The sequence below is a fragment of the Azospirillum brasilense genome (assembly GCF_001315015.1).
Taxonomy (GTDB): Bacteria; Pseudomonadota; Alphaproteobacteria; order Azospirillales; family Azospirillaceae; genus Azospirillum; species Azospirillum brasilense.
Genome location: NZ_CP012914.1, coordinates 1,026,394 through 1,048,538, shown reverse-complemented (window position 1 = coordinate 1,048,538; position 22,145 = coordinate 1,026,394). Strand labels below are relative to the sequence as shown.

The 22,145-nt window shown below is 68.9% G+C and carries 24 protein-coding genes; 15 read left to right on the top strand and 9 right to left on the bottom strand.

Features of this window, described 5'->3' with window-relative positions; all coding sequences use genetic code 11:
- Positions 1–2: 2 nt before the first annotated feature.
- The 3 genes from AMK58_RS04780 to AMK58_RS04770 are packed head-to-tail and all read right to left on the bottom strand — an operon-like array spanning position 3 to position 2,535.
- Complete coding sequence (locus tag AMK58_RS04780) at positions 3–944, bottom strand: ABC transporter ATP-binding protein (protein WP_035672339.1); 942 nt, start codon at positions 942–944, stop codon at positions 3–5.
- On the bottom strand, positions 941–1,888 hold the full coding sequence (locus AMK58_RS04775; RefSeq protein ID WP_059398666.1) for an HlyD family secretion protein: 948 nt from the start codon (positions 1,886–1,888) through the stop codon (positions 941–943). The genes AMK58_RS04780 and AMK58_RS04775 overlap by 4 nt, the downstream gene beginning before the upstream one ends.
- The gene (locus AMK58_RS04770) at positions 1,885–2,535 is read right to left on the bottom strand and encodes a TetR/AcrR family transcriptional regulator (protein WP_035672327.1); all 651 of its coding nucleotides are present in this window, start codon (positions 2,533–2,535) and stop codon (positions 1,885–1,887) included. Before AMK58_RS04770 ends, AMK58_RS04775 begins: the two co-directional genes overlap by 4 nt.
- Before the next feature lie 367 nt (positions 2,536–2,902).
- Between AMK58_RS04770 and nifA the strand changes: the two genes are divergently transcribed.
- Entirely contained in the window at positions 2,903–4,780 is a 1,878-nt protein-coding gene (gene nifA / locus AMK58_RS04765) for a nif-specific transcriptional activator NifA (protein ID WP_059398665.1), read from the top strand.
- Between the two features lie 22 nt (positions 4,781–4,802).
- Here nifA and AMK58_RS04760 read toward each other — a convergent pair whose 3' ends face one another.
- The gene (locus AMK58_RS04760) at positions 4,803–5,849 is read right to left on the bottom strand and encodes a hypothetical protein (RefSeq protein ID WP_156355533.1); all 1,047 of its coding nucleotides are present in this window, start codon (positions 5,847–5,849) and stop codon (positions 4,803–4,805) included.
- Positions 5,850–6,101: 252 nt separating this feature from the next.
- Between AMK58_RS04760 and AMK58_RS04755 the strand changes: the two genes are divergently transcribed.
- The 12 genes from AMK58_RS04755 (at position 6,102) to AMK58_RS04700 (ending at position 15,088) form a co-directional block, all read left to right on the top strand.
- Entirely contained in the window at positions 6,102–6,992 is an 891-nt protein-coding gene (locus tag AMK58_RS04755) for an adenylate/guanylate cyclase domain-containing protein (RefSeq protein WP_035672262.1), read from the top strand.
- A 379-nt stretch (positions 6,993–7,371) separates the two neighbouring features.
- A complete protein-coding gene (gene nifB, locus AMK58_RS04750; RefSeq protein WP_035672259.1) occupies positions 7,372–8,931 on the top strand; it encodes a nitrogenase cofactor biosynthesis protein NifB in 1,560 nt (519 codons plus the stop codon).
- A gap of 79 nt (positions 8,932–9,010) precedes the next feature.
- Positions 9,011–9,202 carry a 4Fe-4S binding protein gene (locus tag AMK58_RS04745; RefSeq protein ID WP_014239802.1) on the top strand — a complete coding sequence of 64 codons (192 nt, stop codon included), beginning with the start codon at positions 9,011–9,013 and terminating at the stop codon, positions 9,200–9,202.
- A 44-nt stretch (positions 9,203–9,246) separates the two neighbouring features.
- Entirely contained in the window at positions 9,247–9,780 is a 534-nt protein-coding gene (locus AMK58_RS04740; RefSeq protein WP_051140143.1) for a hypothetical protein, read from the top strand.
- Complete coding sequence (locus AMK58_RS04735) at positions 9,777–10,550, top strand: 4Fe4S-binding leucine-rich repeat protein (protein WP_035672255.1); 774 nt, start codon at positions 9,777–9,779, stop codon at positions 10,548–10,550. The genes AMK58_RS04740 and AMK58_RS04735 overlap by 4 nt, the downstream gene beginning before the upstream one ends.
- A 24-nt stretch (positions 10,551–10,574) precedes the next feature.
- Positions 10,575–10,871 carry a nitrogen fixation protein NifZ gene (locus AMK58_RS04730; RefSeq protein WP_014239799.1) on the top strand — a complete coding sequence of 99 codons (297 nt, stop codon included), beginning with the start codon at positions 10,575–10,577 and terminating at the stop codon, positions 10,869–10,871.
- A 23-nt stretch (positions 10,872–10,894) separates the two neighbouring features.
- A complete protein-coding gene (locus AMK58_RS04725) occupies positions 10,895–11,206 on the top strand; it encodes a nitrogen fixation protein NifZ (RefSeq protein WP_051140142.1) in 312 nt (103 codons plus the stop codon).
- Between the two features lie 34 nt (positions 11,207–11,240).
- Entirely contained in the window at positions 11,241–12,392 is a 1,152-nt protein-coding gene (locus AMK58_RS04720; RefSeq protein WP_059398663.1) for a cysteine desulfurase family protein, read from the top strand.
- A 41-nt stretch (positions 12,393–12,433) separates the two neighbouring features.
- Entirely contained in the window at positions 12,434–12,643 is a 210-nt protein-coding gene (gene nifT, locus AMK58_RS04715; RefSeq protein ID WP_035672252.1) for a putative nitrogen fixation protein NifT, read from the top strand.
- Between the two features lie 5 nt (positions 12,644–12,648).
- Positions 12,649–12,933, top strand: coding sequence for a hypothetical protein (locus AMK58_RS04710; protein ID WP_035672248.1), 285 nt, complete (start codon positions 12,649–12,651; stop codon positions 12,931–12,933).
- A gap of 14 nt (positions 12,934–12,947) precedes the next feature.
- Positions 12,948–14,129 (top strand): DegT/DnrJ/EryC1/StrS family aminotransferase, encoded by a 1,182-nt coding sequence (locus AMK58_RS04705; protein WP_051140141.1) that lies wholly within the window; start codon positions 12,948–12,950, stop codon positions 14,127–14,129.
- 80 nt (positions 14,130–14,209) lie between these two features.
- A complete protein-coding gene (locus AMK58_RS04700; protein ID WP_079285660.1) occupies positions 14,210–15,088 on the top strand; it encodes an SIR2 family protein in 879 nt (292 codons plus the stop codon).
- Positions 15,089–15,239: 151 nt separating this feature from the next.
- Here AMK58_RS04700 and AMK58_RS04695 read toward each other — a convergent pair whose 3' ends face one another.
- From AMK58_RS04695 to AMK58_RS04675, 5 genes are all read right to left on the bottom strand, one after another.
- Positions 15,240–15,866 (bottom strand): FMN-dependent NADH-azoreductase, encoded by a 627-nt coding sequence (locus AMK58_RS04695; protein WP_035672246.1) that lies wholly within the window; start codon positions 15,864–15,866, stop codon positions 15,240–15,242.
- A 149-nt stretch (positions 15,867–16,015) separates the two neighbouring features.
- Positions 16,016–16,783, bottom strand: coding sequence for a class II glutamine amidotransferase (locus tag AMK58_RS04690; protein ID WP_035672244.1), 768 nt, complete (start codon positions 16,781–16,783; stop codon positions 16,016–16,018).
- 305 nt (positions 16,784–17,088) lie between these two features.
- Positions 17,089–17,520: an ArsC/Spx/MgsR family protein gene (locus AMK58_RS04685; protein ID WP_035672291.1), complete on the bottom strand. Its 432-nt coding sequence runs from the start codon at positions 17,518–17,520 to the stop codon at positions 17,089–17,091.
- 8 nt (positions 17,521–17,528) lie between these two features.
- Positions 17,529–18,422 carry an ADP-ribosyl-[dinitrogen reductase] hydrolase gene (gene draG / locus AMK58_RS04680; RefSeq protein WP_035672240.1) on the bottom strand — a complete coding sequence of 298 codons (894 nt, stop codon included), beginning with the start codon at positions 18,420–18,422 and terminating at the stop codon, positions 17,529–17,531.
- Positions 18,423–18,449: 27 nt separating this feature from the next.
- Complete coding sequence (locus AMK58_RS04675) at positions 18,450–19,337, bottom strand: NAD(+)--dinitrogen-reductase ADP-D-ribosyltransferase (RefSeq protein ID WP_035672235.1); 888 nt, start codon at positions 19,335–19,337, stop codon at positions 18,450–18,452.
- A gap of 337 nt (positions 19,338–19,674) precedes the next feature.
- On the opposite strand from AMK58_RS04675, the gene AMK58_RS04670 reads away from it, so the two are divergent.
- Together AMK58_RS04670 and nifH are read left to right on the top strand one after the other, a co-directional pair.
- Positions 19,675–20,919, top strand: a complete 1,245-nt coding sequence (locus AMK58_RS04670; protein WP_236778180.1) for a hypothetical protein — start codon at positions 19,675–19,677, stop codon at positions 20,917–20,919.
- Positions 20,920–21,190: 271 nt separating this feature from the next.
- The gene (gene nifH / locus AMK58_RS04665; RefSeq protein WP_014239786.1) at positions 21,191–22,072 is read left to right on the top strand and encodes a nitrogenase iron protein; all 882 of its coding nucleotides are present in this window, start codon (positions 21,191–21,193) and stop codon (positions 22,070–22,072) included.
- Positions 22,073–22,145: the final 73 nt, after the last annotated feature.

The window sequence follows — 22,145 nt, the reverse complement described above, 5'->3', positions numbered from 1 at the left end:
GGTCATGCGAAGTTGTCCGTGCTGCGATTCATCAGATGGATGAACACATCCTCCAGCGTCGGCTCCGTCCGTCGCACCAACAGGGCCGGGTCGCCGGCCCAGGGGCGCAACGCCTCCTCCAGTTCCGCGCCGTCGCCGCCGCTGACATGCAGCCGGGTACCGAAGGCGGCAACCATCTCGACGCCCGGACGGTCGCGCAACTCCGCCGCGACGCGCCCGAGGTCCGGTCCGTCCGCCCCCCGCGCGCCGACTTCGTAGGTGACCAGACCCGAGTTGGCGATCACCTCCTCCACGCTGCCCTGGGTCATCAGCCGGCCGTAGGCGAGATAGGCGATGGCGTGACAGCGTTCCGCCTCGTCCATGTAATGAGTGCTGACCAGCACGGTCAGCCCGTCGCCGGCCAGCCGGTGAATCTCGTCCCAGAACTCCCGTCGCGCCTTGGGGTCGACGCCGGCGGTCGGCTCGTCGAGCAGCAGCAGCTTCGGCTCATGCAGGATGCAGGCGGCCAGCGCCAGACGCTGCTTCCAGCCGCCGGACAATTCCCCGGCGAGCTGCGCCCGCCGGTTGCCCAGCCCAAGCCGTTCCAACGCCCCGGCGACCTTGGTCCGCCGGTCCGGCAGCCCGTACATGCGGGCAACGAAATCCAGATTCTCGGCGATGCTCAGATCCTCCCAAAAGCTGAACTTCTGGGTCATGTAGCCGACCTGCCGCTTGATGGCGGCGCTCTGGCCGCGGATGTCGAGCCCGAGGCAGGTCCCCACCCCCGCATCGGGTGTCAGCAGCCCGCAGAGCATGCGGATGGTCGTCGTCTTGCCCGACCCGTTCGGCCCCAGGAAGCCGTAGATCTGCCCGCGCGCCACTTGGATGGAGAAGCCGTCCACCACCGTCTTGGCGCCGAAGCGCTTGACCAGACCGCGCACGTCGATGGCGGGCTCCCCGGTCATGGCGGCAGTTCCACGTCCACCGGCAGGCCGGGGTTGAGCGTCGCCCCGTCCTCCAGCCGCGCCTCGACGCGGACGACCAGCTTCTCGCGGCTGCCGACGCTGTAGATCACCGGCGGGGTGTATTCCACCCGCGGCGCCACATAGGTCACGCGCGCCGACAGGCCGGGCGGGCAGCCGTCGCAGCGCACCGTCACCCGGTCGCCCGGACGGACGCGGGCCATCAGCAGTTCCGGAACGAAGACCACCAGCTTCCGCTTTCCCGGCGGCAGCAGCGACACCACCGGGGCGCCCGCCGGCACCCATTCGCCGGGGTTGAACAGCGTGTCCTCGACCAGCGCCGCCTCGGGCGCCGGCGGGGCCAATTCGGTGAGGCGCTTGTCCGCCTGGGCCAGGGCCGCCTCGGCCTGGGCGACGGCGTTCTCGGCGGCGCGGATCTGCTCGGGACGGGCCGGCAGGTTGGAGACGGCCAGTTGCGCGGTCAGCTCCTCCAGCCGCGCGCGGTCGCCGTCGCGGCTGGCGCGGGCGGCGTCCAGCCGGTCGTCGGAGCTGACCTTGCGCGCCACCAGCGTCTGCTGCCGCGCCAGTTCCACTTCGGAATAGCGCAGCGCCGCCTCGGCCTGCGCGCGCTGGGCGGAAACCACCGCCAGCTCGTCGGGGCGCCGGCCCGTCCGCAGGTCGGCCAGCTCCGCCCGCGCCTGCCCCAGCGCGGCGGCCAGCCGGTCGCGCTCCGCCCGCGCGCTGGTGCGGTCGAGCGCGAAGAGGGGCGCGCCCGCCTCAACCCGCCCGCCGCGCGTCACCGCCAGCGTGTCGAGCGTCCCGGCCACCGGGGCGGCGATGCGGAGATATTCCCCTTCGGCGTAGCCGTGGGCCAGCGGCACGGCGTCCCCGCCGCCCAGCCCGAGGACGGCCAGGGCCGCCGCCAGCGTTTCGGCGATCCAGCTCATGACGGCGACCCTCCCTCCGGGGCGAGCGTCCGGCGCAGCGCGTCGAGATGGGCGGCCAGCAGCGCCGCCACGTCCGGCGGGCGGCCCTCCAGCGCTTCGAAGGAGGAGCGCCACAGCGCGCTCATCAGCATCGGTGCGACGATCAGGCGGACGGTCGAGTCGACGTCCACCGGGCGGAACTCCCCGCGCGCCATGCCGCGCTCCAGCACCGCCGCCAGCAGGGCGAAGGCGCGGCGGATCACCTCGTCGTAATAGAAGCGGGCGAGATCGGGAAAATTGCCGGCCTCGGCGATGATCAGCTTGGGGATGGCGCCGGCGCGCGATTTCAGGATGCGCGTCGCGAAGAGGGTCAGCAGCGTTTCCAGAACGGCGAAGCTCGGCCCCTGCGCCCCGGCCAGCAGACGCTCGGCCATGTCCAGGTTGGGCAGGATGGCCTCGCGGACCACCGCCTTGAACAACTCCTCCTTGTTCGGGAAGTAGAGGTAGAGCGTGCCCTTGCTGACCCCGGCCTGCGCCGCGACATCCTCCAGCCGGGCCGCCGCGAAGCCGCGCTCGCCGAAGACGGTCAGGGCGGCGTCGACGATCTCCCGGGGGCGCGCCTCCTTGCGGCGGCGCCAGCGCGGAACGGCGGGATCATCCTCCGGCATACCGTCCTCCAGGGTGGAGAAAATATTACTGACCGGTCAGTTATTAGATGTTCAGCGGCAGAAACTCCAGTTTTCTCAAGGGTTGCGCCGTTCTGCCGCAGCCATAAGTCATTGTGCGCCGCAGCAACTGATATGCAAAAGGGCTTGCCTTTCGACCGAGAGTTTCCGAAACTTTCGACAGTCCGCAGCGCGAACGGCTTGTCACGGAAGCACGCGCGGCGGGCGCACCGGTGGTCAAAGGCGCCGATCAGCAACGAGCGCACACCCCACCCCGGGAGGAACGGTTCAAGGCGCCGTGCCGGGATCAATTCGACGAGCGCGCCGGTGCGCGGCGTCCGGAGTCCCGGTTGAGCAGGGGGTGTCGATCATGCCGGGTGCAATGCGCCAGTCCACGTCGAACCTGGAACTGCTGACCATCTATGAGGTCAGCAAGATCCTCGGTTCCTCTCTCGACCTCCAGCAGACGTTGCGCGAAGTGCTTCGCGCGCTGGCCTACCAGCTTCAGATGCACCGCGGGCGCGTCTATCTGGTCGGCGAGGACAATGTGCTGCGTCTCGTGGCCGCGAACGGCCTGTCGAACGAGGCCGCGGCGCAGATCGAATTCCGCGATGGGGAAGGCATCACCGGCCGCATCCTGAAGACCGGCATGCCCGCCGTCGTCCCGAATCTGGCGGAGGAACCGCTGTTCCTCAACCGCACCGGCGGGCGCGAGGACCTGGACGAGCAGGTGGCCTCGCTGGTCGGCGTGCCGATCAAGGCGGCGGGGGTGGTCGTCGGCGTGCTGACCATCGACCGCATCTCCGACGAGGGGCCGCAGGGCCATTTCGGCAGCGACGTGCGCTTCCTGACCATGGTCGCCAACCTGATCGGCCAGACCGTGCGGCTGCACCGCACCGTGGCCGAGGAGCGCCGCTTCATGATGCGGGAGACCTTCCGCATGCAGAAGGAGCTTCGGCCGGTCGCCGCCCCGATCAACGACGTGGTCTGCACCAGCCCCAACATGCTGGAGGTGATGGCCCAGGTCCACCGGGTGGCGCCCTTCAAGTCCACCGTGCTGATCCGCGGCGAGAGCGGCACCGGCAAGGAGCTGATCGCGCGGGCCATCCACAACATGTCGCCGCGCAAGGACGCCCCCTTCATCCGCGTGAACTGCGCCGCCCTGCCGGAATCGCTCCTGGAATCGGAGCTGTTCGGCCACGAGAAGGGCGCCTTCACCGGCGCGCAGAAGGACCACAAGGGCCGGTTCGAGCTGGCGTCGGGCGGCACGCTGTTCCTCGACGAGATCGGCGACATCTCGCCCAACTTCCAGGCCAAGCTGCTGCGCGTGCTGCAGGAGCAGGAGTTCGAGCGGGTCGGTGGGTCCAAGACCATCAAGACCGACGTCCGGCTGATCTGCGCCACCAACCTGAACCTGGAGGAGGCGGTCGGCCACGGCAAGTTCCGCGCCGACCTGTATTTCCGCATCAACGTGGTGACCATCCACCTGCCGCCGCTGCGCGAGCGCCGCCAGGACATCGGCCCGCTGGCCCGCCATTTCGTGGCGAAGTTCGCCAAGGACAACGGCATGGCCCTCGTCATGGAGGACGAGGCGCTGGAGGTGCTCAACCGCTGCACCTGGCCCGGCAACGTGCGCGAGCTGGAGAACTGTATCGAGCGCGCGGCCACCCAGTCGCGCGACGGCATCATCCGCACCGAGTCGCTGTCCTGCAGCCTGAACCTCTGCAACTCCTCGGTGCTGTTCCAGTACCGCACGTTGGGCGCGTCGGTCGGTGGCCTCGCCCCGTCGATGGGGCCGGGGGCCATCAACCGCGTTCCTCCCGGACGCCCCGGCGGTCCGGCGGCGGCCAACGCGCCGAAGACCCCGGCCATGCCCGCCCCGGTGCCGGAACCGGCGGGTGCCGGCGGCGGCGCGTGGCCGGCCTGCGCGTCGGGTTGTTCCGCCGGCCCCTCGCCGGTCTGCGGCGCCGCCCAGCCGGTGGTTCCGGTCCCCCTGATCCCGCTGCCCCTGCCCGAGCCGAGCGCCCCTGCCGCCGCGGCCCCGCCCCCCTCCCCTGCCGCCGCTCCGCCGCCCGCCGCGGAGGTGCCGCTGGACGAGCCGGAGTCGGGATCGCTGCGCGATCGCCTGCTCTGGGCGATGGAGCGCACCGGCTGGGTGCAGGCCAAGGCCGCCCGCCTGCTGGGCATGACGACCCGTCAGGTCAGCTACGCCCTGCGCAAATACAACATCGAGATCAAGCGCTTCTGAGGGACGGGCGACAGCAGGCCGATCAGTAACGGGCGGCCAAACCGATCATGTACGCGCGATCCACCGGCTCTCCCTGAGCGATGGCGGTGCCCGCTGATGAAGGCGTGGGGAGGTCCTGGGGGCGCTGGATATGGTCGGGGGGACGGTCGACCTGATACACCGTGTGCCCTCCCAACTCACCGACCTTGCGCATTTCCGCAAAGGACGCCTGGAGAAACTCGCGCAGCGTCCTGCCGTAATCGAGGGGATTCGAATAGTCGCGGGCATCCGGCGGCGAAGCGCCCGGCAGCGCGGTCAGGGGCTTCACCAGGGCGTCATCCACCGAATAGTCCTGATCGGCCGCCACCGTTCGGGAGGTCGGCACGCCCGCCCGCTCCGACAGGATGGCGGCGGCATCCTCTTCGCCGGTCTTGCGCAGCGCCTTGTCGATCGCGTCGAGATCGACCCCCAACGCCTTCAGACTGTAGGTGGCATCCCCCTGCTTTTTGGTGGAGTTCAGGCGGGAATCGGAAAAGTCCATGGAGAAGAAGCCCGGCATGATGTGGCGCGACATCCCCATCCGGTCCTTCGCCAGGAGCGGATTCATCGTCCTCGCCGCCAGATCGTTCGACGCCGACGCCCGTTCGTCCTCGCTCATCGCCGCGGTCAGCTTGTCCATCAGCGACGACCGCCGGGCCAGCGTCTGGGACAAGGCACCGCGCAGATCGTCGACGCTGGTCGCTTCATCGAAGAAAAGATCGGCGTGATCGTTGTTGTACATGCGCTGCGTCGCGCCCATCGCGCTGACGCGGGCCTGCTTCAACCGCTGCGTGAGGGCATCGTTGACCGTCTCGCCACTGATCTTTCCGCTGTCGACGAGATCGGCCAATTGCTGACGCTGAGCGTCCGAAAGCGCGCCGAAGGCGGCCAAGCCGTCACCGCGAAGCGCCCCGCCCAACCCGCTCAGCGCCACGCGATCGGAGGCGGCGCCGCCACTCGCGGCGACCGCCTCGGACGATGAGGGCGCCCTGGTGGATCGGGACAGGACCGGAAACGACGAGGCCGCCGACGCTACACCCGATACTGTCATGATTCCCTCCGTGAGAGCCACGCCGGCGGCGCGCAGACAACACCCCTGACCTGCATCTTATGAGGGAAAAAATAAACACGCAACATAACCCTTGAGGGCCGGTCGGCGCTCGGGCTGCGGCAAGGCGCCCGCGCGGCACGCGGGTCCCAACGTCTCTGTAACCGTTACGAACGGTTGTGATATGACGGTGGAACATCGGCTGTACGCTGTGCCCCGCTTTCCGCAACCTCCAGCTTCGGGCCATTGCACGGGATGGAAAAGCCCCTCGCGCTCCTCTTCGTGGACATCGCCGACAGCACGCTGCTCTATGAGTTGGCGGGCGACCGCAAGGCGGCGGCGCTGACCCAGCGGGTGCTGGAGGACCTGCGCCGGATCGTCGGGGAGAACGGCGGTACGGTGGTGAAAAGCCTGGGCGACGGGCTGTTGGCCTGCTTCCCCATGAGCGACAGCGCCACCCGCGCCGCGCTCGCCATGATGGAGCGGCAGGGGGAGTTCGGGCTTCGCCTGCGCGCCGGGCTGCATTTCGGCCCGGTGATCGCCGGCCCCGGCGACCTCTACGGCGACGCCTGCAACGTCGCCGCCCGGCTGGAATCCATTGCCCGCCCCGGCGAGATCCTGGCGACCGACGATCTGGTGGATCGCCTCTCCCCGCCCCTGCGCGAACGGGCCCGCCTTCTGAACAGCGTCGCGGTGAAGGGAAAGGCGGCTCCGGTCCGCGTCCACCAGATCCGCGACGGCGACGCCGCGCCGGAGGCAGAGGACAACGCCACCGTCGGTCTGCCCCTGTCCGAACCCGGCAAGGGGCGCGGCCTGCCGTCCCTGCGCCTGTCCGGCCGCCGCGCCGACACGACGCTGACCCCGCTGCTGCCGCGGATCACGGTGGGGCGTGACGAGGGCTGCGGCCTGCGCATCCCCTCCCGCCGCACTTCGCGCCAGCACGCGGTGATCGACTTCAGCCGCGGCGGCTTCCTGCTGACCGACCATTCGACCAACGGCACCTTCATCCGCACGGGCGACTCCCCCTCCCTGCTGCTGCGCCGCGATTCGACGAAGCTGACCGGCAGCGGGCTGATCGGGTTCGGGGGAGAGCCGCTGCGGCCGGACGAGGATCATGTCCTGACCTTCCAGGTGGGGAGCGCGTGACTCCCCCCCTTGTCATAGGGCAGTGCAGGCGGCCTTCTTAACCCTCCCCCAGGGGGAGAGGGTGGCCCGTAGGGCCGGTGAGGGGGTTGCGCTTCTGCCGGACATAGCGCCAAGCACAACCCCCTCACCCTAACCCTCTCCCCGGAGGGGAGAGGGGACTTCAAACACGATTGCCGCCCCATGTCGGGTCCCCGACAGGCGGCGTGTTTGTCGGCCATTGTTGGGCTTTGTCCGCCTTTGTCGGATTGCCGACATGGAGCACAGGGCCGACACTGCCGTCTAACCCTCTGAAACTCCACACTTCACCCGGTTGGCCCCGAACTTGCTTTTAACGACCCGACCAAGGGCGCCGACGGCGCGGCTGGGAAGGGAGTGGACGATGGCCAACGTTATTTCGCTCGACAGCATCCTGGGCGTGGGTGAGCTGAAAGCCGCCGCCGAGGCGCCGCCCACCGCCGCCGCCTCCGGCTGCGCGTCCTCCTCCTGCGGGTCGTCGGACGGCCCCGCCGACATGGCGCCGGAGGTGTGGGAGAAGGTGAAGAACCATCCCTGCTACTCCGAGGAGGCGCATCACTACTTCGCCCGCATGCACGTCGCCGTGGCGCCGGCCTGCAACATCCAGTGCAACTACTGCAACCGCAAATACGACTGCTCGAACGAGAGCCGGCCGGGCGTGGTCTCCGAGAAGCTGACCCCCGATCAGGCGCTCCGCAAGATCATGGCGGTCGCCAAGGAAATCCCGCAGCTCTCCGTCATCGGCATCGCCGGCCCCGGCGACAGCCTCGCGGCCGGCGGCAAGAACACCTTCAAGACCTTCGAGATGCTGGCGAAGAAGGCGCCGGACCTCAAGCTGTGCCTGTCCACCAACGGTCTGGCCCTGCCCGACCATGTGGACACCATCGCGAACTACAACATCGACCACGTCACGATCACCATCAACATGGTCGATCCCGAGGTCGGGCAGCATATCTACCCCTGGATTTTCCACGACCACAAGCGCTGGACCGGCCTGGACGCCGCCAAGATCCTGCACGAGCGCCAGATGCTCGGGCTGGAGATGCTGACCTCGCGCGGCATCCTGGTGAAGGTGAACTCCGTCATGATCCCGGGGATCAACGACGAGCACCTGATGGACGTGAACAAGGCCGTGAAGTCGCGCGGCGCCTTCCTGCACAACATCATGCCGCTGATCTCCGACCCGGCGCACGGCACCCATTTCGGCCTGACCGGCCAGCGCGGCCCGACCGCGCAGGAGCTGAAGGTCCTGCAGGACCAGTGCGAGGGCGGGGCCAAGCTGATGCGCCACTGCCGCCAGTGCCGCGCCGACGCGGTCGGCCTGCTGGGCGAGGACCGCGGTTCCGAATTCACCATCGACCAGATCGAGGCGATGGGCGAGGTGGAATACGACCAGGAGGCCGCCCGCACCTACCGCGAGCATGTCGAGGGCGAGCGCGCCGGGCGCCACGCCGCCAAGGCCGCCGCACAGGCCGACGTCGCCGAGACGGTGGGCACCGAGGTGCAGCCGATCCTGATCGCCGTCGCCACCAAGGGCGGCGAGCGCATCAACGAGCATTTCGGCCACGCCAAGGAATTCCAGATCTACGAGGTCGGTCCGAAGGGCGCCAAGTTCGTCGGCCACCGCCGCGTCGACCAGTATTGCGAAGGCGGTTCGGGCGACGAGGACGCGCTCGGCGGCGTGCTGTCGGCGATCAACGACTGCACCGCGGTCTTCGTCGCCAAGATCGGCGGCTGCCCGTCGCAGAACCTCAAGGACGCGGGCATCGAGCCGGTTGACCGCTTCGCCTTCGAATACATCGAGGAGTCGGCATTGACCTACTTCAAGGACTACGCCGAGCGCCTCGGCCAAGGTGCGATCAACGCCCGCGAGGGGCAGGACGCGGTGATCCGCACCGGCGCCTTCACCGCCCGGCGCGCCTGACACCCAAGAGACCGACCAGAACCCACGGATTTACCCGGCGGCCCACCGCAACAGCCGCCCCACCTGCAAGGAGAGTGTCATGGCTTACAAGATCAAGGCTTCCGACTGCACCGCCTGCGGCGCCTGCGAGGCCGAGTGCCCGAACAACGCCATCAGCTTCAAGAAGGGCGCCTACGCCATCAACGCGGACCTGTGCACCGAGTGCAAGGGCCAGTTCTCCAGCCCGCAGTGCGCCTCGGTCTGCCCGGCTGACTGCTGCGTCCCGGCCTGATCGCCCGAAACCCCTCTCCCGCCCCATCACGGGAGAGGGTTTCCATGGAGCGCACCGCCATGCTGGACGAGGTGGATGAAGGCTGGCTCAACCGCCGTTACTACGGCGGCGACCTGCCGCCCGAGGCGGAGCGGTTCCTGCATCTCGCCGCCGCCAACCACGCCGACGCCGAGGCGGCGGAGCGTCATCTCGCCCGCGCCGCCGAGTTGGCGCCGGGGCACCGGCTGGTCGATCTCGGCCATTACAAGTTCCACTTCTACAAGGCGAACCTGGACACCGCCCTGCTCTACGGCGAGCGGATGCTCGGCCACGCCATGGCCGCCATCGGCCTGAACCACACCGACTGGCGCACGGTCGGCCCGGATCACGGTGACTTCGCCGGTCTGGAGCCGGCCCCGCGCCTGTTCCTGTTCGCCCTGACCGCGGTCGGCTACCTGCATCTGCGGCTGGGCCGTCTGGCCGAAGGGCGCGAGGCCCTGAACAAGGTCCGGGACCTGGACCCGAAGGACCGCTTCGGAACCACCCGCCTGCTCGCCGCCGCCGACCGCCATGAAGCCGGCCCGGAGGACGACGCATGAGCGACGACATCGACAAGGCGCTGGACTGGCTGGGCAACCCCGTCGATTGCGACGGCTGCGCCCACCGCGCCCGTCTGGCCGAGGGGCGCTGCGAACCGCTGCGCGCCTGCGTGCAGGACCGCTACGCGAAGCGCATCCAGCGCTTCTTCCAATGGAACGACGATCTGGCGGGCGAGCATCTCGACCATCCCTATTTCGAGGTCCGCGCCAACGCCGCGCGCTTCGCGCCGATCTTCATCGTGCCGCGGCTGATGGACGACCCCGACGAGACGGTACGCGCCGCCGTCGCCCGCCGCCTGCCCCGCCGCCTGCTGCTGAAGATGCGCGGCGACCCCGACCGCGAGGTGCGCATCGCCGTCGCCTCCCGTTTGGAGGACGCCGACCTCTCGCCGCTGATGCGCGACCCCGACTATTCCGTGCGCCTGCGCGTCGCCCGCCGCGTGCCCGAGGGCATGCTGCCGGCGATGATGCACGACGAGGACCCGGAAATCCGGCTGGAGGTCGCCAACCGCATCGGGCTGGAGTGGCTGATGAGCATGGCCTGGGACGACAGCGCCCGCGTGCGCATGGTCGTCGCCCGGCGCCTGCCGCCGGAAAAGCTGGCCGCGCTGATCCGCGACGCCGACTGGTGCGTGCGCTTCGTCGTCGCCAGCCGCCTGCCGCCCGAAGACCTCGCCCCGCTGACCGAAGACCCGGTGGACGACGTCCGCACCGTGGCGCAGAAGCGCCGCGCCGGACTGCCCGCCACCGGCGACCTGATCCCCGACTGACGCCCCCGCACCAAGGAGCATCGAATGCGCGAGCGCGCCCGCGATCCGAACGAGACGATCGAACTGGAAGACCGCCCCGCCTTCGAGGAGGGCCAGAAGGTCCGTGCCCTTCGCGACGTGCGCAACGACGGCACCTATCCCGGACGCCCGATGGGCGACTTCCTGATCCGCACCGGGGACATCGGCTATGTGAAGTCGATCGGCACCTACCTGCAGATGTATTACATCTACGGCATCGATTTTTACGAGAAGCGCATCATCGTCGGCATGCGCGCCAAGGAACTCGAACTGGTCGACGCCCGCTGCAACGACCCGCAATGACCGTCTTGCCCAAGGAGCACCCGATGAGCGACGCCGTCACCGAAGCGAAGAAGCCCGGCTTCATCCCGCCCCGCGAACCGCTCTACGACTGGGGCCTGGCGGTCACCGCCGCGGTGGACCTCCACAACGACGGCAGCCACCCCAACGCCGAGGACGGCGCGCTGCTGGCCCCCAAGGGCACGCCCGGCATCATCGTGCGCATCGGCCATGCCGAGGGCACGCAGATCCCCGTCTATCTGGTGGAGTTCCCGGCCGGCGTCGTCGTCGGCTGCCTGGAGGAGGAGATCACGCCCGCCGACGGCCGCCGCCGCGGTGTCCCCGGCGTGATGGACTGACCGCCCCCTCCCCGCCACGGCCCGCGATGGACCCATGATCTATCTCGACAACAACGCGACGACCCCGCTGGCACCCGAGGTGCGGGAGGCGATGCTGCCGCACCTGTCCGGGGAGTTCGGCAACCCCTCCAGCCCGCACGCCCCCGGCATGGCCGCCAAGCGGGCTGTGGGCGAGGCGCGCGCCCGGGTGGCGGCGCTGGTCGGCGCGAAGGCGGCGGACATCCTCTTCACCGCCAGCGCGACGGAGGCCAACCACACGGCCCTGCTCGGCACGTTGCGCGCCGTCGCGGCGGAGCGTCCGGAGCGCCGCCACCTCGTCACCACGGCGATCGAGCATCCCTCGACGCTGATGCTGGCGCATGAATTGGAGCGGCAGGGCTGGCGGGTCACCGTCCTGCCGGTGGACGGCACCGGCACCATCGCGCTCGCCGACCTGCGCGACGCCGTGACGCCCGACACGGCGCTTGTGTCCGTGATGTGGGCGAACAACGAGACCGGGGCGATCCAGCCGGTCGGCGCCGCCGCCGACATCGCCCAGGCGCGCGGCGCCCTGTTCCACACCGACGCGGTGCAGGCCGCCGGGCGGCTGCCGATCAAGGTCGACGCGGTGAACGCCGACCTGCTGACCCTGTCCGCCCACAAGATGCACGGGCCGAAGGGCATCGGCGCCCTCTTCATCCGCAGGGGCGTGCCCTTCGCCCCGCTGATCCACGGGCATCAGGAGCGCCACCGCCGCGGCGGGACGGAGAATGTGCCGGCCATCGTCGGCTTCGGCGCCGCCGCCGCCCGCGCCGCCGCCACCGTGGCGGAAGCCGGAGGCATGGCGATCCTGCGCGACCGGCTGGAGCGCGGCGTGCTCGCCGCCTGGCCGGGCAGCCGGGTCAACGGCGAGGGGGCGGTCCGCCTGTCCAACACCAGCAACATCCGCTTTGCCGACCCGCAGGGCCGCCCGCTGGACGCGGAGGAGCTGCTGATGCGGCTCGACCGCGCCGGCATCGCTGTCTCCATGGGGTCGGCCTGCGCGTCCGGCGGCAACGAGCCGAGCCACGTCCTGACCGCCATGGGCCTGTCCCCGGCGGAGGCCGCGGCCAGCCTGCGCTTCTCCCTCAGCCGCTGCACCACGGCGGAGGAGGTGGAATCGGTCCTCAACGAGTTTCCCGCGCTCTACGCGCGGATGGCGGCCTGACACCCGCGAGTGCCCAAAACGAACGACGACTGGAGAGTGACATGAAGGTGATGGTGCGCAAGGCCGGTGAGCAATACACGATCTACGTCGCCAAGAAGGACCTGGAGGAGCCCATCACCGAGATGGAGAAGCCGGGCCTGTGGGGCGGCTGGGTCAAGGTCGCCAACGGCTGGACGCTCGATCTGCCGGAGATGCCGGCGGACACCCGCCTGCCCATCACCGTCGAAGCCAAGAAGCGCGGCGCGGAGTGACGGCCATGGCGCTGACCCCGGAACGGATCGATGCCATCGCCGCCCTGGCCGGCCGCCTCTTCGCGGACGGCACCCGGCTCGACGCCGTGGTCCGCGCCGTGCGCGAGGCGCACCCGGACCTGTCCAACGTCACCGGGGCGCACGCCGCGGTGATGGCGGAGGACGCCTTCCGGGAGGAGCCCGGCTTCAACCTCTACCTCGTGGACGGCACCAACCATTGCTGGCTCATCACCAACAAGCCGGAGACGGCGACCGGCGTGGTGATCGCGCAACGGGACGAGGACGACTGAATAAGGATCGCGGAATGACGATGCCCGAAGAAGACGCAGGCGGCGAGCTTGGCGATTACATCCCGCTGATCGACCCGGACATTTCGGAGGCGGAGGTGGCGGTGCTGGGCCGCATCCTCACCTCCGGCAGCCTCGGCGACGGGCGGATGACGGAGGGATTCGAGCAGGCCTTCGCCGCTTGGCTCGGCCGCGCCCACGCGGTCGCGGTGTCCAGCGGCACCCTCGCCACGCTGATGGTGCTCAAGGCCTATGGCATCGGACCGGGGGACGAGGTTCTCTGCTCCCCCTTCGGCTGGCACCAGGTGCAGCACGCCATCGCGCTGGCCGGCGCGGAGCCGGTCTTCGTCGACATCGACTATTGGCAGCACACCATCAACCCGGCGAAGGCCGAGGCGAAGATCACGCCGCGGACCAAGGCCATCCTCGCCGGCAACGTCAACGGCCACCCCGCCCATTGGGACGAGCTGCGCGCGCTCGCCGCCGACAAGGGGCTGATCCTGATCGAGGATTCGACCGAGGCCATTGGCTCCTCCTACAAGGGGAAGCTGGTCGGCAGCTTCGGCGACTGCGCGGTCTTCGACTTCTCCGAGCCCGGCGTGCTGGTGACCGGCGAAGGCGGGATGATCGTCACCGACGACCGCAACCTCGCCCACCAGCTCCGCTACCTGCGCCGGCGCGAGATGGAGCACCGCAACACGGTGGTCATCACCCGAACCATCCCCTTCCAGGCGGGCATGAGCAACCTGACCGCCGCGCTGGGCCTCGTCCAGTTGAAGCGCCTGCCGGAAATCCTGGCGAAGCGCCGGGAGGTGGTCAGCCACTACGAGGCGGCCATGGCCTCCTTCGAGGGCATCAAGCCGCCCTACAAGGGGCCGGGCGCCGACGACGTGCACCCGATGGTCTACGCCGTCCACCTCGGCACCCGCTTCACCGCCTCGGGGCGCAAGGCGGTGCTGGAGGACTTGGCGACGCACGACGTCGAGGCGTCGGACTACGGGCAGGCGCTCTACACCCAGCAATACTACCAGGAACGCGGCGCCAGCCGGGCCGACTGCCCGGTCTGCCAGAAGACGGTCGACCGCGTGCTGGCCCTGCCGCTGCACCACAAGGTCACCGCCGACGAGGTGCAGTTCATCGTGGACACGCTGAAGGACGCCACCGTCAACACGGGGGCGGGCGCGGCGATCTATTTGTGAAACGCTTCCCCTTTATCCCCTCCCCCGCCCGGCGGGGGAGGGCCAGGGAGGGGGCAAACGCCAGCCGAACGGGGTTAAGCATGACCGACACCGCCGTCATCGACAGCACGGACACCGATACCATCATCGCGGAGATCGCCACGGCGCTGAAGGCGCGGGGCGCGGTGCCCTATCTCGGGCCGGGCGCCTTCGCGCTGCTGCCGGAGGCCGACTGCCCGATCCCGCACACCTCGCTGGAACTGGCGCAACGGCTGAACGCCAAGGTCGCCGCACCGGGCCGCATCCGCAGCCAGCTGACCGCTGTCGCCCAGTTCATCGAATCGCGGCGCCACCGCAAGACGCTGGACGGCATTTTGAACGAGATCTTCAAGCGCGAGGTCCCGGCGACGCCGGTTCACGCGTGGCTGGCCACCCTGCCCGCACCGCCGATGATCGTCGATGTTTGGTACGACAACACGCTGGAAAGCCTGCTGACCGCCGCTCCGGACCGGAGCTGGGGCCAGATCCAGGGACTGTCCCACCCGCAGGGCGTCGGCGAATGGGTGAAATACTACGCGCCGGGCGGCGCGGAGGTCGAAGCCGCCGCGGCATCCGGCTGGGAGACCCTGCTCTACAAGCCGTCGGGCAGCGCCGCCCCGGCGGGGAACTACCTGATTTCCGACAGCGACTTTGTCGAGATCCTCACGGAGATCGACATTCAGACGCCGATTCCCGCCGTCGTGCAGGAACGACGGGCGGGCCGGAGCTTCCTCTATCTCGGCTGCCGCTTCGACCAGGAAATCCAGCGCACCTTCGCCCGCCAGATCGCCAAGCGCTCGTCGGACAAGCACTGGGCGGTGATCGAGGGCGAGCTGTCGAAGAACGAGGCGCGCTTCCTGGAGCTGCAGAACATCACCCGCCTCGACCTGCCCCTGGACGAGGCCGTCCGGCGGATCAGCGAGGCGATGGGGGCCAATTAAAGCGAGCGCGTCGCGAAGCTCCCCTCTCCCCTCTGGGGAGAGGGTGGCCCGAAGGGCCGGGTGAGGGGGTTGCGCTTGTGCCGGACGCTCCGACACGCGCACCCCCCTCACCCTAACCCTCTCCCCGGAGGGGAGAGGGGACAGTCACCTTTTACGCCGCGACCGGGGTCGCCAGGGCGTCGATTTCCTGTTGGGCGGCGGCCAGCGCCTTGGCGCGGGCGTCCGGACCCATGCCGACGCCCTCGGCGCGGATCACCGTCACGTCGGTGACGCCCAGGAAGCCCAGCACCGTGCGCAGGAAGGCCTCCTGATGATCCAGCGCGCTCATCGCGGCGTTGGTCGAGTAAACGCCGCCGCGCGTCGAGGCGATATAGACCTTCTTGCCGCCGGCCAGGCCGACCGGGCCGGTCTCGGTGTAGCGGAAGGTGCGGCCCGCCTGGGCGATGCGATCGATCCAGGCCTTGAGCTGGGTCGGGACCGTGAAATTGTACATCGGGGCGCCGATCACCACGACGTCGGCGGCCAGGAACTCGTCGACCAGCGCGTCGGTCAGGGCCAGCTCCTCTTGCTGGCGGGCGGTCAGGCCCTCCAGATTGCGGAACTTCACCACCTGCATCAGCTCGCCGGTCAGGTGGTCCGGCGGAGCGACGGTGAGGTCGCGGACGGAAACCTCGGCGTCCGGAGTCCCCTGGCGCAGCGCCGCGACGATCGAGGCGGTGAGCTGGCGGGAAACGGAGGCGTCGCCCAGCGGGCTGGAGTCGATGCGAAGGATCTTCATGGTCACGTCTTCCTGTCCGGGAAGCGGGGCGCCGGGCCGGCACCGTCACCGCTTCGGTTTGTCTCGGGAGTGACCATAAGCCCGCTTACGCCAATCGATTGAGCCCCGATTTCGCCAATCTTCGTTGCACGGAACAGAACAATCCCCGGTCAGCGCACCCGATTGCCGCCCTTGAACACGACCATCTCTCCCCCCTTCATGACGGTCCAATTCTCGTCGCGGGTCAGGGGGCGGGTGGCGACGACCGTCACCACGTCGTCGGGCGTCGTCTCCTTGGCGAAATCGACGCTCATGTCCTCGTCGATCAGCGTCGCCGGGCCGAAGGGGGCCTTCCGCGTCAGCCAGGCGAGGTTGGTCGCGCAGTGGCACCACAGGTACCGCCCGTCGCTGAGCAGCATGTTGAAGACGCCCAGCGTGCCGAGGTCGGTGGCGAGGTCGCGGATCAGCCGCATCAGGGCGCCGCTGCTCTTGGGCGGCTCCGGATACTGCATGCGGATCTGGTCGAGCAGCCAGCAGAAGGCGTGCTCGCTGTCCGTCGTCCCGACCGGCTCGTAGAAGGTCAGCGTCCGGTCCTTGATGCCCTTGAGCTGGCCGTTGTGGGCGAAGGTCCAGACGCGGCCCCACAGCTCCCGCGTGAAGGGGTGGGTGTTCTCCAGCGACACCCGGCCGCGATTGGCGCGGCGGATGTGGGAGATCACCACGCAGGACTTGATCGAATAGCTGCTGACCAGCCGCGCGATCTCCGACTCGCAGCTCGGCGCCGGGTCGTGGAAGGCGCGGCAGCCCTTCCCCTCGTAGAAGGCAATCCCCCAGCCGTCGCGGTGCGGACCGGTCTGCCCGCCGCGGCGCATCAGGCCGCGAAAGCTGAAGCAGATGTCCGTGGGCACGTTGGCGCTCATGCCCAGGAGTTCGCACATGGATCGGCCCCCATCGCTGAAATGTCGGGTTTCAAACAGGACGGGGGCAAACCTACGACAGTCCGGGTTGTCCCGTCACCCCTTTGCGGGTGGTGGACTCAGTGATCGCCTGAACGCAGCGCGCGGCAAAGGCGGACAAGAATCGACACGGATTGCACGGATAGAGACACGGATTTCACGGAACCGTCCGATCGCGGGATGCGCAACGTAAGGCCACATGCGCCGATCCGGCGGATTCCGTGAAATCCGGCTTTGATCCGTGAAATCCGTGTCGGTTCTTGTCCTCCAACGGAGCAGCAAAATCGTCAATCGGTTGTCTTGGGTGGTGGGCAGGGCGGCATCCCGGCGCGGGCGCAGCCTTCCAGCTTGCCCTCCGGCGCTCCGGCGGCCAGCCCGATCCAGGCGTCCACCCGCTCCGCCTCGAAGCCGCAGTCGCGGCGGTCACCCACCTGCATCAGCGGACGGCGGATCAGCAGCGGCGTCCTCAGCATCAGCGCCAGGGCGGCAGCCTCGTCCAGCGCGTCCGGATCGACCTCCCCGCTCTTCACCGCCGGGGCGGCGCGGTTGAACCACTCGGCCACCGGACGGTCGCCGAAGAAGGAGCGCAGACGGTCCGCCGTCCAGGGTTCGGACAGCAGGTCGCGGGCGTGGACGGTGTGCCCGGCCTCCGCCAGCAGCGCCTTCTGGCGATTGTTGCCGGCGCAGCCGGGCTTTTCGAAGAAGATCACGTCGGCCATGGTCGCGGTCACCCCTGCTTGAGCGCCGGGGCGCGGGCGAGCAGCCCGTCCACCTGGGCGCAGATTTCGTTGTAGACGTCGCGGTCGAGCTTGCGCAGCCAGCGCGGCGGGATGGTCTCCACCCCGTAAGTGGCGCCGGCCAGCATGCCGGCGATGGCGCCGGTGGTGTCGGCGTCGCCGCCCTGGTTGACGGTCTCGACGACGCAGGATTCCACGGAATCGGTCTGGAAATAATAGTGCATGACCGTCTGCATCGTATCGACGATGTAGGCGGTGGCGAGGCCCCGGTAGGGCTGGAACTTGAACTGCCGGTGCTTCGCGATGAGCTTGTTCGACTCGTCGCGCACGTCGCGCACATCGCCCCCCAGCACCAGACGGCGGACCATATGGCCGAGCGTCAGGGTCGCCGCGTCGGACATCGCGTTGCAGTGGGTGATGTGCGCCTGCTCCACCGTCCAGCGCTCGAAGGCCGCGTCGTCGCCCAGCGTCGCCAGGGCGACCGGCAGGTTGCGCATCGCCGCCCCGTTGCCGGCGTGATACTCGCTCTCCGGCTCCGACAGGGTGCCGTGCATGATGAAGCGGCGGATGCCGCGCCGTGTCGTGTCCCCGACATCGACGGGAACGCCCTTCAGCCAGACGGCGAACTCCTCCGCCGCGCGGCGGGCGTCCCACTCCGGGGCGGCCAGGATGGCGCGGCCGAGATGGATCGACATCTCGGTGTCGTCGGTCACCTGCCCGGCGGGCAGCTTCAGCCAGCCGCCGCCCTTGATGTGCTTGTGCACGCCGTATTGGTGGGCGATCTCGCCCTTTGTCAGAAACTCGACGGTGGCGCCCAGCGCGTCGCCGCAGGCCAGCCCGAGATAGGCGCCCAGCGCGCGCGAGCGGATGGAATGGTCAGTCATGGGCCGGATCTGTCCCGTGATCGGTTGTCAGAGAAGCGACACCCCCACCCTGTAGTCCCCGCCGACGACCAGATACTCGCCCTCCCCCTTGAAAGGGTAACGGGGCAGGATGTCGCGGAAGAAAACCACCTTGGTGAGCGGCACCCAGGTTTCGAGGATGTAGTCCCCGAACTGGCCGGCGATGTCGCGCTCGATGGAAAAGGAGCTGAGGTTGTTGAGGCGCAGAACCGCCGTGCGCTTGTCGGGGCGCGCGACGATGTGGTGCTCCTCGAAATCGTTGACGCCGCGGTAGAGCCGGATGTGGCTGGCGCGGGACGGCATCGGCGCGTCCGGCCAGCCGCGGCGCATCCACCACTGGCAATACTCGTACAGCAGGTCGAGCTGCAGGTTGATGTTGTTGTTGTGGAAGCGGGTGGCGACCTTCTCCTCGCCGTAGGTCCGCCACGCGTCGGAGGCGAAGCGGAGGATCGGTTCCTTGTGATAGGTGGGCAGCAGGCCGAAGCGGCTCTCCACCCAGCCCTTCAGCACCGCACCTTCGGCGTTGTTGCTGTCGAACAGCCAGCCCTTCAGCAGGCGCAGGTAGCTGGCGCGGTAGCGCCGCCGCCCGTCCGTGCCCTCGGCGCCGGAGAAGTCCGGGTTCAGCCCGAAGGTGAAGGCCATGTAGTGCTGGAATATGTCGGCGGCGATCAGGCTGTTCGGGCTCTCGTCGAGCGCCTCGAACAGCACGGCGTGTTCGCTGCGCGTGCCGCCGATGCGCAGGCGCCGCGGCTCGTCGTTGAAGGACTCCGCGCACAGCGTGTCCGCCGTCACGTTCAGCAGGTTGGTGCGATGCGCCTTCAGCGCCAGCGGCGAATCCGGATCGATCAGCCGCCCCCGCGCATCCCTCAAGCCACCGCTCGCCGAACCGTCCGCCATCGCGCTCTCAAATCCACAATTCTTTCATGGATACCGCGAACCGGCGCGTCCGCCAAGGGTTCGCGTCACCGCAGGGCGATGCCGCGCAACCCGCAATACATTTCGAATTCAAAAACAATTCGATTAAACAGCAGAAACAACTTTTGGCTTACTCCAAATATCTTAAAAATATCCGTTTGAACGGATTATGAGACGACACCATAGTTCTTCAATCGGGATTCAGTGCACCGCAAGACGAGGCAAGGCCATGTGGCCGATGAAGCGTAAGGAACAGGAGACGCGCAACCGGGCGGTACAGCCTCCGCGCGTTCTTCTTCCTTCCGCCGTCTCGGAAAAGATGCCGATGCGTTCGGGGCGGGCGCCGGTTCCGCTGCGTGGCGCCAAGGAAGCCCGCGACGCCGTGACGCTCGCCCGGCTGCTGCGCGGCACCATCACCCCACTGCGCGGCGACGAGGTGCTGGCCCTGCTGGAACCCCACCGCCCGCGTCTGGTGCCCAAGCCGGTCAACCCGCTGGCCGCCATGCTCGGCCAGCCGCAGGGCCGCCTGCTGGAAGCGCTGCTGCGCCCGACCGCGCCGATCATCCTGGACGTCCTGCTGCCCCGCCTGCGCGACCATCTGATCGACCGCGTCGTCCACAACAAGGGCACCGCCGAGGATGGGCTGCCCGGCGCGCTGGAGGTGGCCACCGCCCTGCGCGCCCTGGTCGCCCTGCTGCGCGGCGCCGGGCGCGGCGCCGTGCTGTCGGTGGTGTCGGCCATCGAGGCGGACGCCCGCGCCGACGCCGACCGGCTGGTCCGCGGCGAAGCGCCCGTCGCGGTCGCGGAAGAGGACCCGGCAGGCGCCACCGCCGGCGCCATGGACAGCCTCGCCCACGCTCTGCTGCGCTTCGAGGCGCGGCGGCTGATGCTGGAGACGCTGGGCGCCACCGTCGCCCTGCGCGACGTCGTCTACCAGTCGCGCCGTCTCACCCGCCACGCGCTGCGCCGGGCAGCGGAGGCCATGGACGGCTTCGGCGCCGACCGCGGCATCAAGGCGCTGCACGCCAGCCTCGCCGCGCTGGCCTCGGTGGACGGGCTGCTCGTCGTCGCCCTGCGGAACCTGGACGATCAGGAGGAGCACCGCGAGGAGGCCAACGCCTTCGTCGAGCCCGCCGACCGCAAGGCGATGAACGATTGCCTGTCGGCGGCGTGGCGGCTTTCCGACACGCTGTTCGATCTTGTCGGAAAGGCGGCCAACGGCGGCGACCTCGACGAGCTGCTGTTCGAGGCGCTGCTGCGCCAGCTCCGTTCCCTGCACCAGTTCTGCACGGATCTCGACCATGCCGGGCGTCCGGCGGTGCTCGACACGCTGGAACGCCGTCTGGCCGAACGCAGCCGCGCGCTGGCCGGCATCGCCGGGGAGCGCCTCGTCGGCATCCTGCTGGCCCGCCCCGCCGACCCGGCCAAGGCGCGCCGCCTGCTCGCCCGCGGCCAGTCGCTGGCCCAGCTTCTCTATGACATGGGCCAGGACGGCGACGAGTTGGAGGCGTTGGCGCTGCGCCTCGTCGTCGCCCGCGACGCGCTGAACCACGCCGCCGCCTGACGCTGGCTCTGACGCTGGCGGACGACATTCGTCCATCCCTTCCTTTTCATTGCGAGAGACCCGACAAAATGTCGGGCTTTGTCGGGTATGTCACAGGCCCGACAAAGCGGACCGCGCTCGTCCGCAATCAATTTTCTTGTTCAATTTCAATGATTTAAAAATTTTTCGCGAACTGGCACGGGGGATGCAGAGAAGGGGTCGAAGCGGCCGCTGGGCAGGCCGCCCCGGAATTGAAGACACCCTGTAGACCCAAGCAAAGGAGTAACCTCCCATGTCTTTGCGCCAGATTGCGTTCTACGGTAAGGGCGGTATCGGCAAGTCCACCACCTCCCAGAACACCCTGGCCGCGCTGGTCGAGCTGGATCAGAAGATCCTGATCGTCGGCTGCGATCCGAAGGCCGACTCGACCCGCCTGATCCTGCACGCCAAGGCGCAGGACACCGTGCTGCACCTCGCCGCCGAAGCCGGCTCGGTCGAGGATCTGGAGCTCGAGGACGTTCTCAAGATCGGCTACAAGGGCATCAAGTGCGTCGAGTCCGGCGGTCCGGAGCCGGGGGTCGGCTGCGCCGGCCGCGGCGTGATCACCTCGATCAACTTCCTGGAAGAGAACGGCGCCTACGACGACGTGGACTACGTCTCCTACGACGTGCTGGGCGACGTGGTGTGCGGCGGTTTCGCCATGCCCATCCGCGAGAACAAGGCCCAGGAAATCTACATCGTCATGTCCGGTGAGATGATGGCGCTCTACGCCGCCAACAACATCGCCAAGGGCATTCTGAAGTACGCCCACAGCGGCGGCGTGCGCCTCGGCGGCCTGATCTGCAACGAGCGCCAGACCGACAAGGAAATCGACCTCGCCTCCGCCCTGGCCGCCCGCCTCGGCACCCAGCTCATCCACTTCGTGCCGCGCGACAACATCGTGCAGCACGCCGAGCTGCGCCGCATGACGGTGATCGAGTACGCGCCGGACAGCCAGCAGGCCCAGGAATACCGCCAGCTCGCCAACAAGGTCCACGCGAACAAGGGCAAGGGCACCATCCCGACCCCGATCACGATGGAAGAGCTGGAAGAGATGCTGATGGACTTCGGCATCATGAAGTCGGAGGAGCAGCAGCTCGCCGAGCTCCAGGCCAAGGAAGCCGCCAAGGCCTGATAACTGGGTCCCCCACGGGGCGCAGTTCTGAACTGGCCCCCTCCCCAGCCCACCCCGCCCCTGTGCGCGGGGT

What these genes read in the sequence shown, in the direction of transcription:
- AMK58_RS04780 (WP_035672339.1), bottom strand. Translation starts at nt 944, where the DNA reads ATGACCGGGGAGCCCGCCATCGACGTGCGCGGTCTGGTCAAGCGCTTC.
- AMK58_RS04775 (WP_059398666.1), bottom strand. Translation starts at nt 1,888, where the DNA reads ATGAGCTGGATCGCCGAAACGCTGGCGGCGGCCCTGGCCGTCCTCGGG.
- AMK58_RS04770 (WP_035672327.1), bottom strand. Translation starts at nt 2,535, where the DNA reads ATGCCGGAGGATGATCCCGCCGTTCCGCGCTGGCGCCGCCGCAAGGAG.
- nifA (WP_059398665.1), top strand. Translation starts at nt 2,903, where the DNA reads ATGCCGGGTGCAATGCGCCAGTCCACGTCGAACCTGGAACTGCTGACC.
- AMK58_RS04760 (WP_156355533.1), bottom strand. Translation starts at nt 5,849, where the DNA reads ATGACAGTATCGGGTGTAGCGTCGGCGGCCTCGTCGTTTCCGGTCCTG.
- AMK58_RS04755 (WP_035672262.1), top strand. Translation starts at nt 6,102, where the DNA reads ATGGAAAAGCCCCTCGCGCTCCTCTTCGTGGACATCGCCGACAGCACG.
- nifB (WP_035672259.1), top strand. Translation starts at nt 7,372, where the DNA reads ATGGCCAACGTTATTTCGCTCGACAGCATCCTGGGCGTGGGTGAGCTG.
- AMK58_RS04745 (WP_014239802.1), top strand. Translation starts at nt 9,011, where the DNA reads ATGGCTTACAAGATCAAGGCTTCCGACTGCACCGCCTGCGGCGCCTGC.
- AMK58_RS04740 (WP_051140143.1), top strand. Translation starts at nt 9,247, where the DNA reads ATGGAGCGCACCGCCATGCTGGACGAGGTGGATGAAGGCTGGCTCAAC.
- AMK58_RS04735 (WP_035672255.1), top strand. Translation starts at nt 9,777, where the DNA reads ATGAGCGACGACATCGACAAGGCGCTGGACTGGCTGGGCAACCCCGTC.
- AMK58_RS04730 (WP_014239799.1), top strand. Translation starts at nt 10,575, where the DNA reads ATGCGCGAGCGCGCCCGCGATCCGAACGAGACGATCGAACTGGAAGAC.
- AMK58_RS04725 (WP_051140142.1), top strand. Translation starts at nt 10,895, where the DNA reads ATGAGCGACGCCGTCACCGAAGCGAAGAAGCCCGGCTTCATCCCGCCC.
- AMK58_RS04720 (WP_059398663.1), top strand. Translation starts at nt 11,241, where the DNA reads ATGATCTATCTCGACAACAACGCGACGACCCCGCTGGCACCCGAGGTG.
- nifT (WP_035672252.1), top strand. Translation starts at nt 12,434, where the DNA reads ATGAAGGTGATGGTGCGCAAGGCCGGTGAGCAATACACGATCTACGTC.
- AMK58_RS04710 (WP_035672248.1), top strand. Translation starts at nt 12,649, where the DNA reads ATGGCGCTGACCCCGGAACGGATCGATGCCATCGCCGCCCTGGCCGGC.
- AMK58_RS04705 (WP_051140141.1), top strand. Translation starts at nt 12,948, where the DNA reads ATGACGATGCCCGAAGAAGACGCAGGCGGCGAGCTTGGCGATTACATC.
- AMK58_RS04700 (WP_079285660.1), top strand. Translation starts at nt 14,210, where the DNA reads ATGACCGACACCGCCGTCATCGACAGCACGGACACCGATACCATCATC.
- AMK58_RS04695 (WP_035672246.1), bottom strand. Translation starts at nt 15,866, where the DNA reads ATGAAGATCCTTCGCATCGACTCCAGCCCGCTGGGCGACGCCTCCGTT.
- AMK58_RS04690 (WP_035672244.1), bottom strand. Translation starts at nt 16,783, where the DNA reads ATGTGCGAACTCCTGGGCATGAGCGCCAACGTGCCCACGGACATCTGC.
- AMK58_RS04685 (WP_035672291.1), bottom strand. Translation starts at nt 17,520, where the DNA reads ATGGCCGACGTGATCTTCTTCGAAAAGCCCGGCTGCGCCGGCAACAAT.
- draG (WP_035672240.1), bottom strand. Translation starts at nt 18,422, where the DNA reads ATGACTGACCATTCCATCCGCTCGCGCGCGCTGGGCGCCTATCTCGGG.
- AMK58_RS04675 (WP_035672235.1), bottom strand. Translation starts at nt 19,337, where the DNA reads ATGGCGGACGGTTCGGCGAGCGGTGGCTTGAGGGATGCGCGGGGGCGG.
- AMK58_RS04670 (WP_236778180.1), top strand. Translation starts at nt 19,675, where the DNA reads ATGCCGATGCGTTCGGGGCGGGCGCCGGTTCCGCTGCGTGGCGCCAAG.
- nifH (WP_014239786.1), top strand. Translation starts at nt 21,191, where the DNA reads ATGTCTTTGCGCCAGATTGCGTTCTACGGTAAGGGCGGTATCGGCAAG.